Genomic DNA, 15,145 nt, shown 5'->3' with positions numbered 1-15,145 from the left:
GGGGAGCACTGGGATGAGCAGCACGACACACCGCACGGACGAGGGTCACGGACGGCTCGGCAACACACTGTCGGGACTGGCCGTGGCCCTCGGCTGTGTGCTCTTCCTCGGAGGATTCGTCTGGGGAGCGATCGTCTACCAGCCGTACACCGTGCCGACCGACTCGATGACGCCGACCATCGCGGCCGGTGACCGCGTCCTGGCCGAGCGGGTCGGCGGCGACGAGATCGAGCGCGGCGACGTCGTCGTCTTCAAGCAGAAGACCTGGGGCGACATGCCCATGGTCAAGCGGGTCGTTGCGGTCGGCGGCGACACGGTCGCCTGCTGCACCGACGACAGGCTGACGGTCAACGGCAAGCAGATCGACGAACCGTATCTGCCCAGGGGCCAGGCCGCCGAGTCGAAGAAGATTCCGGCCGTCGAGGTCCCCGAGGGGCGCCTGTTCCTGCTCGGTGACGAGCGCAGCGGCTCCCTGGACTCCACGGCCCACCTGACCGAGGCCTTCAGCGGCACGGTGCCGCGCAGCGCGGTGAAGGGACGCGTGGACTCCGTGGTCTGGCCCATGGACGGCATGCTGGAGCGCCCCACCGGCTTCGAAGCCCTCGGCGGCATCTCCTCGCCCGGTCCGCTGCGACTCGTGCTCGCCGCGGTGGTGGCCGGTGCGGTCCTCGTCCTCGGCGGCGCCGCCTACGGCCCGATCGCCAAGCGCGCCGGCCGGCGCGGCAGGGTCCGGACGGAGCCGGCCGGTGCCCGCTGACACGTCCTACGGCGGACCGGCGGAGGAGTGGCGCGAGGACGGGCTGCGCAAGGTCGCCCGGGTGGTGCTCCTCGACCCGCGGGAGCGCATCCTGCTGCTGCACGGCCATGAGCCCGGTGACCCCGCCGACGACTGGTGGTTCACGCCCGGGGGCGGCCTGGAGGGCGCGGAGACACGCGAGGAGGCCGCTCTGCGGGAACTCGCGGAGGAGACCGGCATCACCGAGGTCGAACTGGGACCGGTGCTCTGGCAGCGGAGGTGTTCCTTCCCGTTCGCGGGACGCCGCTGGGACCAGGACGAGTGGTACTTCCTGGCCCGTACGAGCCAGACGGAGACCGTCCCGGGCGGGCTGACGGAACTGGAACGGCGCAGTGTCGCCGGAGCACGCTGGTGGACGTGCCGGGAACTGACCGAGGCGCATGAGACGGTGTATCCGACCAGACTCGCCGGGTTGCTGCGCAGGCTGCTCGACGAAGGTCCCCCGGCCAGTCCCGAGGTCCTCGACACCGAAATCGTCTAGGGGCTCGCGGGGCTGGCGCACAATGGGGGGACGCACGGCTGAAGGGGAACATGCCATGAGCGCCGAGGACCTCGAAAAGTACGAGACCGAGATGGAGCTGAAGCTCTACCGGGAGTACCGAGATGTCGTCGGTCTGTTCAAATACGTGATCGAGACCGAACGGCGCTTCTACCTCACCAACGACTACGAGATGCAGGTGCACTCGGTCCAGGGTGAGGTCTTCTTTGAGGTGTCCATGGCTGATGCCTGGGTGTGGGACATGTACCGGCCCGCCCGGTTCGTGAAGCAGGTACGGGTCCTCACCTTCAAGGACGTCAACATCGAAGAGCTGAACAAGAGCGACCTGGAGCTGCCCGGCGGCTGATTCGGGTGAGCGGTCGGCGGGTCGCCCGGGCCGCGTTGGGGCTGTTGGGCCGGACAGGATCCGTGACCGGTGACCGGTGGGACCGGTGGGACCGGTGGGACCGGTGGGACCGGTGGGACCGGTGAGGACGGCGAGCGCGTCACGGCTCGCTCGTGCGGGTGACGGAGTTCTCCACAATCGAGCGGCCGTCCACCAAGATCCAACAACGGGCGGCCGTGGCCGCAGTGTTGGCGCCGGAGGTGGTGCCGACATGAACGCACAGACGGCACGCAGTGCACTCGGCAGGTACGGCGAGGACCTGGCCGCGCGGCGGCTGGCCGAGACCGGGATGACGGTCCTGGCGCGCAACTGGCGCGCAGGCCGGACCGGCGAGATCGACATCGTGGCCCGGGACGGCGACGCGCTCGTCGTCTGCGAGGTCAAGACCCGCAGGGCGGGGGACTTCGAGCACCCGATGGCGGCCGTGACGCCGGTGAAGGCGCAGCGGCTGAGGAGCCTGGCCGAGCGCTGGGTCCAGGAGCACGGCGGGGCGCCACCCGGCGGCGTCCGCATCGACCTCGTGGGCGTCCTGCTGCCCCGGCGCGGCGCACCCGTGGTGGAGCATGTGCGGGGGGTGGCCTGATGGCTTTCGCGCGTACGTGTGCGGTGGCCCTGGTCGGTGTCGAGGGCGTCGTCGTCGAGGTCCAGGCCGACCTCGAACCGGGCGTCGCCGCGTTCACCCTGGTCGGCCTCCCCGACAAGAGCCTCACCGAGAGCCGGGACCGGGTGCGGGCGGCCGTGGTGAACTCGGGCGGGGCGTGGCCGCAGAAGAAGCTGACGGTCGGCCTGAGCCCGGCGTCCGTGCCCAAGGGCGGCTCGGGATTCGATCTGGCCGTCGCCTGCGCGGTGCTCGGCGCCGCCGAGCGGATCGATCCCCGGGTGCTTTCGGACATCGTGATGATCGGCGAGCTGGGACTCGACGGACGGGTGCGGCCGGTCCGCGGTGTGCTGCCCGCGGTCCTCGCCGCAGCGGACGCGGGGTACGAGCAGGTGGTCGTCCCGGAGTGCGCGGCGGCCGAGGCCTCCCTGGTCCCCGGGATCTCCGTGCTCGGGGTCCGCAGCTTGCGCCAGCTCGTCGCCGTCCTCACCGACGAGCCGGTCCCCGAGGAGGATCCGGACGAACAGGGCCGCCCGGACCCGCTGCTGGCCGGCCTGCGGGTACCCGGCACGGGCGAGGCCACCGGCCTGTGCGGCATCGCCGTGCCGGAGCACGACCAGGGCCATGACCTGGCCGACGTGGTCGGCCAGATGTCGGCACGCACAGCGATGGAGGTCGCGGCCGCCGGCGGCCACCACGTCTTCCTCCAGGGCCCGCCCGGCGCGGGCAAGACGATGCTGGCCGAGCGGATGCCCGCGATCCTCCCGCGCCTCGGCAGGCAGGAGTCCCTGGAGGTCACGGCTATCCACTCGGTCGCAGGACTGCTTCCCCCGGGCAAGCCGATGGTGGACGTCCCGCCCTACTGCGCGCCCCATCACTCCGCGACGATGCAGTCGCTCGTCGGCGGCGGGAAAGGGCTGGCCCGGCCCGGGGCGGTCTCGCTGTCCCACCGGGGAGTGCTGTTCCTCGACGAGGCGCCGGAATTCAGCGGCTTCGTGCTCGACGCCCTGCGTCAGCCGCTCGAGGCGGGGTACGTCGTGATCGCCCGGAGTGCGGGCGTGGTGCGCTTCCCCGCGAAGTTCCTGATGGTGCTCGCCGCCAACCCCTGCCCCTGCGGGCGCTTCGCCGTGGGGAACGACCACTGCGAGTGTCCTCCCTCCGCCATCCGCCGCTATCAGGCCAGACTTTCCGGACCGCTGCTCGACCGGGTGGACCTGCGGGTCGAGGTCGAGGCGGTGACCCGTTCCGAGCTGAGCGCGCGCGGCGCCCGGGGCGAGACGACACGGGCGGTGGCCGACCGGGTGCGGGCGGCCCGCGAGCGCTCGGCGGCGCGCCTGGCCGGGACCCCGTGGCACACCAACAGCGAGGTGCCGGGACGCGAGCTGCGCGGCCGGTGGCAGGCCGTGTCGGGAGCCATGGACGAGGCCGAGCGAGGGCTGGAGCGCGGAGTCCTGACCGCCCGCGGCCTGGACCGGGTCCTCCGCGTGGCCTGGACCGTGGCCGATCTCTCGGGCCACGACCGGCCCGACGCGGGCGATGTCGCCCTGGCACTGCAGCTGCGCACCGGCGTCCCCCGGGGCGTGCCCATGATGATCGGCGCCCGGTCATGACGGACGACGACCGCCTGGCCCGCGTCGCTCTCTCCCGCATCGTCGAACCGGGGGACGAGACGGGTGGGCGCTGGGTGCGGGAGTTCGGGGCCGTGGAGGTGGCCCGCCGGCTGATGGCGGGAGGGGAGCCGCTGCCGGGCGTCACACGGACACGGTGGGAAGGGCTGCGGGGCCGCGCCGCCCGCGTGCGCCCCGAGCGGGATCTGGAGCGGGCGCGGGAAGCGGGTGTGAGGTACGTCTGTCCGGGTGACGGCGAGTGGCCCGCGCAGCTCGACGACCTCGGGGACGCCCGCCCCACGGGACTGTGGGTGCGCGGCATGCCTCACCTGCGGATATGGGCATTGAGGTCCGTCGCCGTCGTGGGCGCCCGCGCCTGCACCGAGTACGGGGCCCACATGGCGGCCACCCTCGGCGCGGGCCTCGCGGAACGGGGCTGGGTGGTCGTCTCGGGCGGTGCCTACGGGGTGGACGGCGCCGCGCACCGGGGTGCACTGGGGGCGGGCGGCGCCACCATCGCCGTGCTGGCCTGCGGCGTCGACCGTCCCTACCCGCGCGGGCACACCCGGCTGATCAGCCGCATCGCGGAACAGGGCCTGGTCCTCGGGGAGTTGCCGCCCGGCGATCATCCGACCCCCAGCAGATTCATCCTCCGGAACAGGGTCATCGCCGCGCTCACCCGGGGCACCGTGGTCGTCGAGGCGGCCTACCGCAGCGGCGCGCTGGTCACGGCACGCTCGGCGCAGCGGCTCGGCCGGTTCACGATGGGAGTGCCGGGGCCCGCCACCAGCACTCTCTCGGCCGGTGTGCACGAACTCCTGCGCGGTGAGGCGGTCCTGGTCTCCGACGCCGGGGAGGTCGTCGAGCTGGTCGGTGACATGGGGGAACTGGCCCCGGACCGGCGCGGGCCGGTGCTCCCGCGCGATCTGCTGGACCCCGCGGCCGGACGCGTGCTGTCCGCGCTGCCGGGCCGGGGTACCGCCACGGCGGACCGGATCGCGCGCGGGGCGGGGACCACGCAGGACGACGCGGTCGGGAGACTGTACGAACTCCGAGCACTTGGTTTCGTCGAACGACACGGCGACGGCTGGAAGTTGACACGCCAGGCGATGATCTCCGTTCCCGAGGGTCACGGCCGGTGTTGACCGGGCGCGTTCGGCCGTCCGGGGGACCCCCGACAGCCTTGGCAATGCGCCTAGTTGATGCATCTCGGCGGTGACGCACTGCGCTGGGCCCGGTTCCGGCAGCGTGGGGATCGCCCGGCTTCGCGTGCGGGTGATCCCGGCCCCCTTCGCTCACTGCGACAGCCCAGTCACGCTACGCTCACGAGGATCCCCACGCAGACAGGCACATTCGACATCGGACCGACAGCTCCCTCACGCACACCCAGTTCACGGCAGAACGGCACAAGGCGACGAATGCCTCAGCACATCTCCGGGTCTGACCGGGCGGCAGTTCCCCCCGCCGCCCGCGGCAGCGTGCGCCCGCCCGCACCCTCGACACTCGACGAGCTGTGGCGGTCGTACAAGGCGACCGGGGACGAGCGGCTGCGGGAGCAGCTCATCCTGCACTACTCGCCCCTGGTGAAGTACGTGGCGGGACGGGTCAGCGTGGGGTTGCCGGCCAACGTGGAGCAGGCGGACTTCGTCTCGTCCGGGGTGTTCGGGCTGATCGACGCGATCGAGAAGTTCGACATCGAGCGGGAGATCAAGTTCGAGACGTACGCGATCACGCGGATCCGGGGCGCGATGATCGACGAGTTGCGGGCGCTGGACTGGATCCCGCGGTCGGTGCGGCAGAAGGCGCGCAGCGTGGAGCGGGCCTACGCCACGCTGGAGGCCCGGCTCAGACGGACGCCTTCCGAGGGTGAGGTCGCCTCGGAGATGGGCATCGCCGTCGAGGAACTCCATGCGGTCTTCAGCCAGTTGTCGCTGGCGAACGTGGTCGCACTGGAGGAGCTGCTGCATGTCGGGGGTGAGGGCGGCGGCCGGCTCAGCCTCATGGACACCCTTGAGGACACCGCGGCCGACGACCCCGTCGAGGTCGCCGAGGACCGGGAGCTGCGGCGGTTTCTGGCCAGGGCGATCAACACCCTGCCCGACCGCGAGAAGACCGTGGTCACCCTCTACTACTACGAGGGGCTCACGCTCGCCGAGATCGGCAATGTGCTCGGGGTGACCGAGAGCCGGGTGAGCCAGATCCACACGAAGTCCGTCCTCCAGCTCCGCGCGAAGCTCGCGAGTTTCGGCCGCTGACACCCCTGCTGATGTGCCGCGACCGCTCATATGCAGAGGGGCCGGGAAGCGTGCCTGTCCCGGTCCGGGGTGGGTGCCGGCCCGGGGTGCAGCACTCCGGGCCACACGTGACGGCACCCGCGCCGCACGACAGCGGCGCCTCACGCCCGGCGTCCGCCGCACCGCCGTTGGCCGGACGCCGGCGCGCCCGGCGTCCGCCGCACCGCCGTTGGCCGGACGGGTGCGGGAAGTGGCCCCGTCCTCGGCGGCCCGTCCGTAAAGTGGTTGACGTGCCAAGGATTCGAGCGGCCTCCGTGGCCGAGCACCGGTCGATGCAGCGAGCCGCCCTCCTGGACGCGGCGCGGACCCTGCTGTCCGAGGGCGGGACGGAGGCGCTGACCTTCCCGGCCCTCGCCGAGCGGACAGGGCTGGCCCGGTCCTCCGTCTACGAGTACTTCCGGTCCCGGGCGGCTGTCGTCCAGGAGCTCTGCGAGGTCGACTTTCCCGTCTGGGCGGCCGAGGTCGAGGGGGCGATGGCCGCGGCGGGCGGACCGGAGGGCAAGGTCGAGGCCTACGTCCGGCAGCAGCTGGCCCTCGTCGGGGACCGGCGCCACCGGGCTGTGGTCGCCATCTCCGCGAGCGAGCTGGACGCGGGTGCCCGCGAGAAGATCCGTGCGGCGCACGGCGGGCTCGTCGCGATGATCGTGGAGGCACTGCGGGCCATGGGGCATGCGGAACCGAGACTCGCGGCGATGCTGCTCCAGGGGATCGTGGACGCCGCGGTGCGCCGGATCGAACTCGGCGCGGCCGAGGAACCCGGGGCGATCACGGACGCCGCCGTGGGGATGGCCCTGCGGGGCGTGCGCGGCTGACGCGACCGTGCCGGCGCGGGCGCCGGAGGTGGCGTTTGCTCCTGGCCGTGTGCGGTCCCCGTCGAGGGGAGGGGTCGTCGCATGCAGCGGATGCCTCCGGGGTCACTGGGCGGGGGGTGCCAGGACGGGGGTCACCCGGTCGGGGCTGCGAGGACCGGCGTCACCCGGTCGGGGCTGCGAGGACCGGGAGCAGCCGGGACGGGCCCCGGTCCAGCAGCCAGGGAGGCAGCAGGGAGAGCGGGTCCAGGTAGGTGGCACCTCTCAGCAGGCCCCAGTGCAGACATGCGGCAAGGCAGTGCGGGCCCGCCGGTTCCAGGGCGCCCAGCACGTCGCCCGCCGCCACCTCGTCGCCCTTCCGCACGGCAGCGCGGACCGGACCGTACGTCGTCCGCAGGGGCGGATCACCGGTCCCCGCCAACTCGACCGAGACCACCCCGCGTCCCGCGACCCGGCCCGCGAAGGACACCCGGCCGGGGGCGACCGCCCGCACGGGGGCACCGGGCGCCGCTTCGAGGTCGACGCCGCGGTGGCCGCGGGCGTATGCCGTCGCCGGGGGTTCCCAGCCCCGTAGGACCGCGGGACGCGCACCAGGACCCGCGCCCACCGGCCAGACACGGCCCACGGCGGGTACCGACGGGTCGACCCCCGGCGGTCCGGGCGACCGCGGCGCACTCGGCTGTCCGGACGACCCCGACGACCCCGACGACTCCGACGACCCGGACGACCCGGTCGCGCCGGTCGGGTCGGCCGGCACGGTCGGGCCGGTGGGGTCGGTGGGTCCCGGCCGGGACCGGCCCGGCGTTCCGAGAGGCGCGGCCGGCCCGGCCGCGCCGGGGGGACTCGTCCCGGTGGTCGCACGGGCGAGGCCGGGCGGGGGCAGCGCCCCGAAGATCATCGATGTGAGGCACAGCAGCGGCACCAGCCACGCACGGACGCGTTGTTTCGTTCGCATGCGAGAACCGTCCCGCACCTGTGCGGACCATGGCCGGGCCCTGTGGAGCACCCGCCGGTTGTGGATATCGGCGTCACCCGGCGCTCCGCGGGTCCCGTACACTTCTTGTGGCGATCCGGGTCACCGGGTCGACTTCGCACGCCCCGGCATCCGGCCCACGTCTTCGACGAAAGCCAGTGTCAGCGCCCCTCGGTCCTCTGTGGCAGGGCGCATCGCGGGCGTCAGGCGCGCGTGCCGTCCGGCACGCGCGGCACAACCGAGAAATTCAAGGAGAACGGCCATGGCCGTCGTCACGATGCGGGAGCTGCTGGAAAGCGGCGTCCACTTCGGTCACCAGACCCGTCGTTGGAACCCGAAGATGAAGCGCTTCATCTTCACGGAGCGCAACGGCATCTACATCATCGACCTGCTCCAGTCGCTGTCGTACATCGACCGCGCCTACGAGTTCGTCAAGGAGACCGTCGCCCACGGCGGCACGGTCATGTTCGTCGGCACGAAGAAGCAGGCGCAGGAGGCCATCGCCGAGCAGGCCACCCGCGTCGGCATGCCCTACGTCAACCAGCGCTGGCTGGGCGGCATGCTCACCAACTTCTCGACCGTCTACAAGCGTCTGCAGCGCCTCAAGGAGCTCGAGCAGATCGACTTCGAGGACGTCGCCGCCTCCGGTCTGACCAAGAAGGAGCTTCTCGTGCTCTCGCGCGAGAAGGCCAAGCTGGAGAAGACCCTCGGTGGTATCCGCGAGATGCAGAAGGTGCCCAGCGCCGTCTGGATCGTGGACACCAAGAAGGAGCACATCGCGGTCGGTGAGGCCCGGAAGCTCAACATCCCGGTCGTCGCCATCCTCGACACCAACTGCGACCCCGACGAGGTCGACTACAAGATCCCGGGCAACGACGACGCGATCCGCTCCGTCACCCTGCTCACCCGCGTGATCGCCGACGCCGTCGCCGAGGGCCTCATCAGCCGCTCCGGTGCCGGCAAGGCCGAGGGTGACAAGGCCGCGGGCGAGCCGCTCGCCGCGTGGGAGCGCGACCTGCTCGAGGGCGAGAAGAAGGCGGACGACGCCGAGGCCCCGGCCGCCGAGGTGCAGACCTCCGCCGAGACCGAGAAGGTCGCCGACGCCGAGCAGGCCGAGGCCCCCGCCGAGGCTGCTGCCGACGAGGCTCCGGCCGACGAGGCCCCCGCCGCCGAGGCTCCGGCCGCGGACGCCGAGCAGGCCTGACCCTCACCCCTTCGGGTTGTTGAACGGCGGGGGCCCACGAAGCCCCCGCCGTTCGGTCCGTAGATCTTCAGACTTCGAGAGAGATTCCAGGAATCATGGCGAACTACACCGCCGCCGACGTCAAGAAGCTCCGTGAGCTCACCGGCGCCGGCATGATGGACTGCAAGAAGGCGCTGGACGAGGCCGAGGGCAACGTCGACAAGGCCGTCGAGGCGCTCCGCATCAAGGGCCAGAAGGGCGTCGCCAAGCGCGAGGGCCGCTCCGCCGAGAACGGCGCCGTGGTCTCCATCATCGCCGACGACAACACCTCCGGTGTGCTGGTCGAGCTGAAGTGCGAGACGGACTTCGTCGCCAAGGGCGAGAAGTTCCAGGCCGTCGCCAACCAGATCGCGCAGCACGCCGCCGCGACGTCCCCCGCCGACATCCAGGCGCTGCTCGCGTCCGAGATCGAGGCCGGCAAGACGGTTCAGGCGTTCGTCGACGAGGCCAACGCCAACCTGGGCGAGAAGATCGTCCTGGACCGCTTCGCCCAGTTCTCCGGCACGTACGTCACCGCGTACATGCACCGCACCATGCCCGACCTGCCCCCGCAGATCGGTGTCCTGGTCGAGCTGGACAAGGCCGACGCCGACCTCGCCAAGGGCATCGCGCAGCACATCGCCGCCTTCGCGCCGAAGTACCTCTCCCGCGAGGACGTCCCGGCCGAGGTCGTCGAGTCCGAGCGCCGCGTCGCCGAGGAGACCACCCGCGCCGAGGGCAAGCCCGAGGCCGCGCTGCCCAAGATCGTCGAGGGTCGCGTCAACGGCTTCTTCAAGGAGGCCACCCTTCTCGGACAGCCGTACGCGCTCGACAACAAGAAGTCCGTCCAGAAGGTCCTGGACGAGGCCGGTGTCACCCTGAAGCGCTTCACGCGCATCAAGGTCGGCATCTGAGTCCGTACCGCGATCGACGCGCGACCCCGCTAGGGTCGACAGCAGTCGTCCGGGTACGCCGGCACGCGTGCGTGCGTGACGGGCGACAGCAGATCTGACGAGGAGGCCATTGCCGCGTATGGGAGCCAACACCCCACCGGCAATGGCCTTCTTCGTATGTGCGACACGTAAAGAGGCGAGATCTTCATGACCACCACCCAGGCCGACCAGGGCGAGAAGACCGACGAAGGCAAAGGCGCCGGACGCTTTCTGCTGAAGCTTTCCGGCGAGGCGTTCGCCGGAGGCGGCGGACTGGGCGTCGACCCCGACGTGGTGCACAAGATCGCCCGTGAGATCGCGGCCGTCGTGCGCGGCGGCGCGCAGATCGCGGTCGTCATCGGCGGCGGCAACTTCTTCCGCGGTGCCGAGCTCCAGCAGCGCGGCATGGACCGGGCCCGCTCGGACTACATGGGCATGCTCGGCACGGTAATGAACTGCCTGGCCCTCCAGGACTTCCTGGAGAAGGAAGGCATCGACAGCCGTGTGCAGACCGCCATCACGATGGGTCAGGTCGCCGAGCCCTACATCCCGCTGCGCGCCGTGCGGCACCTGGAGAAGGGCCGCGTCGTCATCTTCGGCGCGGGCATGGGCATGCCGTACTTCTCCACGGACACCACTGCCGCGCAGCGCGCCCTGGAGATCGACGCCGAGGCCCTGCTCATGGGCAAGAACGGCGTGGACGGGGTCTACGACTCCGACCCGAAGACCAACCCGGGGGCCGTCAAGTTCGACGCCCTCGGCTACGGCGAGGTCATCACCCGGGACCTCAAGGTCGCGGACATGACCGCGATCACGCTCTGCCGGGACAACAAGCTCCCCATCCTGGTCTTCGAGCTCCTGGCGGAGGGCAATATCGCGCGCGCCGTCAAGGGTGAGAAGATCGGCACACTCGTGGGTGACCAGGACAGCCGGGCCTGACCGGGGAAGGGCCCCGCAGGGGTCCCCACCCGGAGCGGGACGGACCCGGACCGGGGGATGGACAATGTCCTGCCGGTCCGGAACCGTGCAGGAACAAGACGCGACGCAGCCGGCCGCAGACCCCGACGAGGAACAGCCGCCGGGCCTACTCAAGACACGCAGGAGCAAGTGGTGATCGAAGAGACCCTCCTCGAAGCCGAGGAGAAGATGGAGAAGGCCGTCGTGGTCGCCAAGGAGGACTTCGCCGCGATCCGCACCGGTCGTGCGCACCCGGCGATGTTCAACAAGATCGTGGCGGACTACTACGGTGCGCTGACGCCGATCAACCAGCTGGCCTCGTTCTCGGTGCCGGAGCCGCGCATGGCCGTGGTGACCCCGTTCGACAAGAGCGCGCTGCGCAACATCGAGCAGGCGATCCGTGACTCCGACCTCGGCGTCAACCCGAGCAACGACGGCAATATCATCCGGGTGGTGTTCCCCGAGCTGACCGAGGAGCGCCGCAAGGACTACATCAAGGTCGCCCGGACCAAGGCCGAGGACTCCAAGGTGTCCATCCGCTCCGTGCGCCGCAAGGCCAAGGACGCCATCGACAAGCTGGTCAAGGACGGCGAGGTCGGCGAGGACGAGGGCCGCCGTGCGGAGAAGGAACTCGACGACACCACCCACAAGTACGTGGCGCAGGTGGACGAGCTCCTCAAGCACAAGGAAGCGGAGCTGCTCGAGGTCTGATGAACGACTCTTCCTGGGGGGCGCCGCCACAAGCCGGGTACTGGGGGCCGTCCGCGCAGGGGCCTGTCCAGGGGGCAGCCCCGGCGGGTCCCACGTACGATGCGCATGACGCCCAGCAGACTCGCCCCATGCCCATCGTGCCCGAGGTACCCGCACACGGCGGAGACCAGGATGACGACCGGGGGGCCGCTCGGCTGAGCGGCCCCTTGTTCCGCGACGACACACCACCGACGGCGTCCCACGCAGGCCCGTCGCACCGCCCGCAGAGTCCGCAGGAGCCCATGCCCAGCGCCGCCCACCAGCCAGCGCCCGCGCCCAAGAAGACAGCGGGCCGTGACCTGGGCGCGGCCATAGGCGTGGGTGTCGGACTCGGTGCGGTGATCATCGCGTCGTTGTTCTTCGTCAAGGCCGTGTTCATCGGCGTGATAGCGGTCGCCGTGGTGGTGGGCCTGTGGGAGCTCACCTCGCGGCTCTCGGAGCGCAAGGGCATCAGGGCGCCGCTCGTCCCGCTCGCGATCGGCGGTGCGGCCATGGTCGTCGCCGGATACGTGCGGGGCACCGAGGGTGCCTGGGTCGCGATGGCGCTCACCGCGCTCGCGGTCCTGGTCTGGCGGATGACGGAACCGCCCGAGGGCTACCTCAAGGACGTCACGGCGGGTGTCTTCGCCGCGTTCTACGTGCCGTTCCTCGCCACGTTCGTCGCCCTGATGCTGGCGGCCGACGACGGTCCGCGCCGTGTCCTGACGTTCCTGCTCCTGACGGTCGTCAGCGACACCGGCGCGTACGCCGTCGGCTGGCGGTTCGGTACGCACAAGCTGGCGCCGCGCATCAGCCCCGGCAAGACCCGTGAGGGCCTGCTCGGAGCGATCGGCTTCGCCATGGCGGCCGGTGCGCTGTGCATGCAGTTCCTGATCGACGACGGCAGTTGGTGGCAGGGTCTGGTCCTCGGCTTCGCGGTCGCGGCCAGCGCCACGCTCGGCGACCTCGGCGAGTCCATGATCAAGCGGGATCTCGGCATCAAGGACATGGGCACGCTCCTGCCGGGGCACGGCGGCATCATGGACCGGCTGGACTCCCTCCTGCCGACGGCGCCCGTGGTGTGGCTGCTGCTGGTGCTGTTCGTGGGGTCCGGCTGACCTGCGGTCCCGGACGACGTCCGTGCGTCGTCGGCCCGCTGTCCCGTACCGGAGGGGCTCGCCGTCCACAGGGCGGCGAGCCCCTCTTCGTATGGACTGGCGGAATTCCCGGCGTCAGTCCATGCCGTACTCATGTGGGCGGCCGCCCTGCCATTCGACCCAGTCCGGGTCGTCCAGCAGCTCCCAGGCGTCCGGCAGTCCCGCGCGGCGCAGGAACTCCACCAGGTCGGCGTCACCGTGGGCGAGGCCGGCGGCCCGGGCGCGGATCGTCACCCGGCGCGCACCGGTGCCCGTCGCGGGATGCACGACGATGGGGGCGGTGCCCCTGTTCTCGGCAGAAGACGCTTTTTCGTACACAGGTTCGATTCTAGGCCCACGTGTACGTCTGACGACAGCGCCCCGTCGGAGGCAGGCGGTACCTGGTCGTGGGAGTCGCTGTTGCCAGTTACCTGTTGGGGCATCTCGCCTATCCCCTCAGTGCCCTCCTGGACAAGGTGGCACCGCGTTGGAACTGGACCGTCGAGAACGCTCGTCTTGAATTCGTGGCCAGAGTGCCCGAGGCCCGGGACCGACCCTTCGTGCGCACTGATCCGTCTCTGCTGTTGGCTGCGGTGGAACTCCACCACAAGGAGGCGGCGGGCGAGATCACTCGGCTGCAAGGCCTCGCGTTGATGCTGCGGAACTCGGCCCTGGCCCTGTTGTTCGCGCTCGTCGTCTCCGTGATCGAGCTCGTTGTGGGACCCGATCGCGTGCTGGCAGGAGGCTGTGCGGCATTGCTGCTCGTAGGCCTGACTGCCGCAATCAGACAAGGGCGCCGTGTGCGGCACTGGGACCGCCTGAAGACGTTGGAGATCTGCTTCTGGATCCCGGACATCGACGACAGATTCGGCTCCCAACCACCGGTGATCACAGGCCCGCACCCGCGCTCCTGACATGTGAGGGAGTGCTGCGTCCTCAGAGCGCTTCCTGCTTCAGCGGCCCACCGCTGACGATGACCATCCATGCCGCCCGCCGCTCAACCACGCGGTCACCGTGGCCCGGAGATGATCTGCGACACTGGAAGAGTTATGCCTGCACCCGGAGAACTTACTTTCGTCGCCCCGCGCGGAGCTCAGAAGCCGCCGCGGCACCTTGCCGATCTCACGCCCGCCGAGCGCAAAGAGGCGGTTGCCGCGATCGGTGAGAAGCCGTTTCGCGCCAAGCAGCTCTCGCAGCACTACTTCGCGCGGTTCGCGCACGACCCGGCGGAGTGGACGGACATTCCGGCCGCCTCGCGCGGGAAGCTCCAGGAAGCGCTTCTGCCCGACCTGATGTCCGTCGTCCGGCACATCAGCTGTGACGACGACACCACCCGCAAGACCCTGTGGCGGCTCTTCGACGGCACGCTCGTCGAGTCCGTGCTCATGCGTTACCCGGACCGGGTGACCATGTGCATCAGCTCGCAGGCGGGCTGCGGGATGAACTGCCCGTTCTGCGCCACCGGCCAGGCCGGTCTCGACCGGAACCTGTCGACGGGCGAGATCGTGCACCAGATCGTGGACGGGATGCGGGCCCTCAGGGACGGCGAGATCCCCGGCGGCCCGGCGCGGCTGAGCAACATCGTGTTCATGGGCATGGGCGAGCCGCTCGCCAACTACAAGCGCGTGGTCGGCGCCATCCGCGCGCTCACCGACCCCGAGCCCGACGGGCTGGGCCTCTCGCAGCGCGGCATCACCGTGTCGACCGTGGGCCTGGTGCCCGCCATCCACCGGTTCGCCGACGAGGGCTTCAAGTGCCGTCTCGCCATCTCCCTGCACGCGCCGGACGACGAGCTGCGCGACACCCTCGTCCCCGTCAACACGCGGTGGAAGGTGCGCGAGGTGCTGGACGCCGGCTGGGAGTACGCCGCCAAGTCGGGGCGCCGCGTCTCCATCGAGTACGCGCTCATCCGGGACATCAACGACCAGGCGTGGCGCGGTGACCGGCTCGGCCGGCTGCTCCGGGGCAAGCCGGTCCACGTGAACCTGATCCCGCTGAACCCGACGCCCGGTTCCAAGTGGACCGCCTCCCGTCCCGAGGACGAGAAGGCGTTCGTCGAGGCCATCGCGGCCCACGGCGTGCCGGTCACCGTCCGTGACACCCGCGGCCAGGAGATCGACGGAGCGTGCGGGCAGCTGGCGGCGTCCGAGCGGTAGACCCCGGCGGGCCGAGGTCCTCGGCCCGGCGGGCGGTAGGCTGACTCCCGTA

General features: G+C 71.0%; 17 protein-coding genes. 15 read left to right on the top strand and 2 right to left on the bottom strand.

Features of this window, described 5'->3' with window-relative positions; all coding sequences use genetic code 11:
• Positions 1-13: 13 nt before the first annotated feature.
• The 8 genes from lepB (at position 14) to ACFYP4_RS30100 (ending at position 6,991) form a co-directional block, all read left to right on the top strand.
• Positions 14-757, top strand: coding sequence for a signal peptidase I (lepB, locus tag ACFYP4_RS30135; protein ID WP_388789683.1), 744 nt, complete (start codon positions 14-16; stop codon positions 755-757).
• A complete protein-coding gene (locus ACFYP4_RS30130; protein WP_358855370.1) occupies positions 747-1,277 on the top strand; it encodes an NUDIX hydrolase in 531 nt (176 codons plus the stop codon). Before lepB ends, ACFYP4_RS30130 begins: the two co-directional genes overlap by 11 nt.
• Before the next feature lie 55 nt (positions 1,278-1,332).
• Positions 1,333-1,641 carry a DUF2469 domain-containing protein gene (locus ACFYP4_RS30125; RefSeq protein ID WP_003965949.1) on the top strand — a complete coding sequence of 103 codons (309 nt, stop codon included), beginning with the start codon at positions 1,333-1,335 and terminating at the stop codon, positions 1,639-1,641.
• Between the two features lie 250 nt (positions 1,642-1,891).
• Entirely contained in the window at positions 1,892-2,263 is a 372-nt protein-coding gene (locus ACFYP4_RS30120; RefSeq protein ID WP_358855371.1) for a YraN family protein, read from the top strand.
• A complete protein-coding gene (locus ACFYP4_RS30115; protein ID WP_358855372.1) occupies positions 2,263-3,888 on the top strand; it encodes a YifB family Mg chelatase-like AAA ATPase in 1,626 nt (541 codons plus the stop codon). Before ACFYP4_RS30120 ends, ACFYP4_RS30115 begins: the two co-directional genes overlap by 1 nt.
• On the top strand, positions 3,885-5,030 hold the full coding sequence (gene dprA / locus ACFYP4_RS30110; RefSeq protein WP_358855373.1) for a DNA-processing protein DprA: 1,146 nt from the start codon (positions 3,885-3,887) through the stop codon (positions 5,028-5,030). The genes ACFYP4_RS30115 and dprA overlap by 4 nt, the downstream gene beginning before the upstream one ends.
• 273 nt (positions 5,031-5,303) lie before the next feature.
• Positions 5,304-6,140 (top strand): RNA polymerase sigma factor WhiG, encoded by an 837-nt coding sequence (whiG, locus tag ACFYP4_RS30105; RefSeq protein ID WP_358855374.1) that lies wholly within the window; start codon positions 5,304-5,306, stop codon positions 6,138-6,140.
• A 293-nt stretch (positions 6,141-6,433) separates the two neighbouring features.
• Positions 6,434-6,991, top strand: a complete 558-nt coding sequence (locus tag ACFYP4_RS30100; RefSeq protein ID WP_358855379.1) for a helix-turn-helix domain-containing protein — start codon at positions 6,434-6,436, stop codon at positions 6,989-6,991.
• 160 nt (positions 6,992-7,151) lie between these two features.
• On the opposite strand, the gene ACFYP4_RS30095 is transcribed toward ACFYP4_RS30100, so the two are convergent.
• Positions 7,152-7,886: a peptidoglycan DD-metalloendopeptidase family protein gene (locus ACFYP4_RS30095; RefSeq protein WP_388789735.1), complete on the bottom strand. Its 735-nt coding sequence runs from the start codon at positions 7,884-7,886 to the stop codon at positions 7,152-7,154.
• Between the two features lie 337 nt (positions 7,887-8,223).
• Here ACFYP4_RS30095 and rpsB point away from each other — a divergent pair, with 337 nt between their 5' ends.
• From rpsB to ACFYP4_RS30070, 5 genes are all read left to right on the top strand, one after another.
• Positions 8,224-9,165, top strand: coding sequence for a 30S ribosomal protein S2 (gene rpsB / locus ACFYP4_RS30090; protein ID WP_358855375.1), 942 nt, complete (start codon positions 8,224-8,226; stop codon positions 9,163-9,165).
• Between the two features lie 95 nt (positions 9,166-9,260).
• Positions 9,261-10,097 (top strand): translation elongation factor Ts, encoded by an 837-nt coding sequence (tsf, locus tag ACFYP4_RS30085; RefSeq protein WP_358855376.1) that lies wholly within the window; start codon positions 9,261-9,263, stop codon positions 10,095-10,097.
• Between the two features lie 186 nt (positions 10,098-10,283).
• Positions 10,284-11,054, top strand: a complete 771-nt coding sequence (gene pyrH / locus ACFYP4_RS30080) for a UMP kinase (RefSeq protein ID WP_358855377.1) — start codon at positions 10,284-10,286, stop codon at positions 11,052-11,054.
• Positions 11,055-11,225: 171 nt separating this feature from the next.
• A complete protein-coding gene (gene frr / locus ACFYP4_RS30075) occupies positions 11,226-11,783 on the top strand; it encodes a ribosome recycling factor (RefSeq protein ID WP_121406225.1) in 558 nt (185 codons plus the stop codon).
• Positions 11,783-12,919, top strand: coding sequence for a phosphatidate cytidylyltransferase (locus ACFYP4_RS30070; protein WP_388789676.1), 1,137 nt, complete (start codon positions 11,783-11,785; stop codon positions 12,917-12,919). The genes frr and ACFYP4_RS30070 overlap by 1 nt, the downstream gene beginning before the upstream one ends.
• A gap of 114 nt (positions 12,920-13,033) precedes the next feature.
• Here the strand turns inward: ACFYP4_RS30070 and ACFYP4_RS30065 are convergent, their stop codons facing one another.
• A complete protein-coding gene (locus ACFYP4_RS30065) occupies positions 13,034-13,276 on the bottom strand; it encodes a hypothetical protein (protein ID WP_358853936.1) in 243 nt (80 codons plus the stop codon).
• A 68-nt stretch (positions 13,277-13,344) separates the two neighbouring features.
• Between ACFYP4_RS30065 and ACFYP4_RS30060 the strand changes: the two genes are divergently transcribed.
• Together ACFYP4_RS30060 and rlmN are read left to right on the top strand one after the other, a co-directional pair.
• Positions 13,345-13,851, top strand: a complete 507-nt coding sequence (locus ACFYP4_RS30060; protein ID WP_388789673.1) for a hypothetical protein — start codon at positions 13,345-13,347, stop codon at positions 13,849-13,851.
• Positions 13,852-13,986: 135 nt separating this feature from the next.
• Positions 13,987-15,093, top strand: coding sequence for a 23S rRNA (adenine(2503)-C(2))-methyltransferase RlmN (rlmN, locus tag ACFYP4_RS30055; RefSeq protein ID WP_388789670.1), 1,107 nt, complete (start codon positions 13,987-13,989; stop codon positions 15,091-15,093).
• The last annotated feature ends 52 nt before the right edge of the window (positions 15,094-15,145 follow it).

Origin of the sequence: Streptomyces sp. NPDC005551 (genome assembly GCF_042871785.1) — a bacterium.
Lineage (GTDB): Bacteria > Actinomycetota > Actinomycetes > Streptomycetales > Streptomycetaceae > Streptomyces.
This window is presented reverse-complemented; position numbering and strand designations above follow the sequence as displayed.

What these genes read in the sequence shown, in the direction of transcription:
- ACFYP4_RS30095 (WP_388789735.1), bottom strand. Translation starts at nt 7,886, where the DNA reads ATGATCTTCGGGGCGCTGCCCCCGCCCGGCCTCGCCCGTGCGACCACC.
- rlmN (WP_388789670.1), top strand. Translation starts at nt 13,987, where the DNA reads ATGCCTGCACCCGGAGAACTTACTTTCGTCGCCCCGCGCGGAGCTCAG.
- whiG (WP_358855374.1), top strand. Translation starts at nt 5,304, where the DNA reads ATGCCTCAGCACATCTCCGGGTCTGACCGGGCGGCAGTTCCCCCCGCC.
- lepB (WP_388789683.1), top strand. Translation starts at nt 14, where the DNA reads ATGAGCAGCACGACACACCGCACGGACGAGGGTCACGGACGGCTCGGC.
- dprA (WP_358855373.1), top strand. Translation starts at nt 3,885, where the DNA reads ATGACGGACGACGACCGCCTGGCCCGCGTCGCTCTCTCCCGCATCGTC.
- rpsB (WP_358855375.1), top strand. Translation starts at nt 8,224, where the DNA reads ATGGCCGTCGTCACGATGCGGGAGCTGCTGGAAAGCGGCGTCCACTTC.
- ACFYP4_RS30070 (WP_388789676.1), top strand. Translation starts at nt 11,783, where the DNA reads ATGAACGACTCTTCCTGGGGGGCGCCGCCACAAGCCGGGTACTGGGGG.
- ACFYP4_RS30115 (WP_358855372.1), top strand. Translation starts at nt 2,263, where the DNA reads ATGGCTTTCGCGCGTACGTGTGCGGTGGCCCTGGTCGGTGTCGAGGGC.
- tsf (WP_358855376.1), top strand. Translation starts at nt 9,261, where the DNA reads ATGGCGAACTACACCGCCGCCGACGTCAAGAAGCTCCGTGAGCTCACC.
- pyrH (WP_358855377.1), top strand. Translation starts at nt 10,284, where the DNA reads ATGACCACCACCCAGGCCGACCAGGGCGAGAAGACCGACGAAGGCAAA.
- ACFYP4_RS30125 (WP_003965949.1), top strand. Translation starts at nt 1,333, where the DNA reads ATGAGCGCCGAGGACCTCGAAAAGTACGAGACCGAGATGGAGCTGAAG.
- ACFYP4_RS30120 (WP_358855371.1), top strand. Translation starts at nt 1,892, where the DNA reads ATGAACGCACAGACGGCACGCAGTGCACTCGGCAGGTACGGCGAGGAC.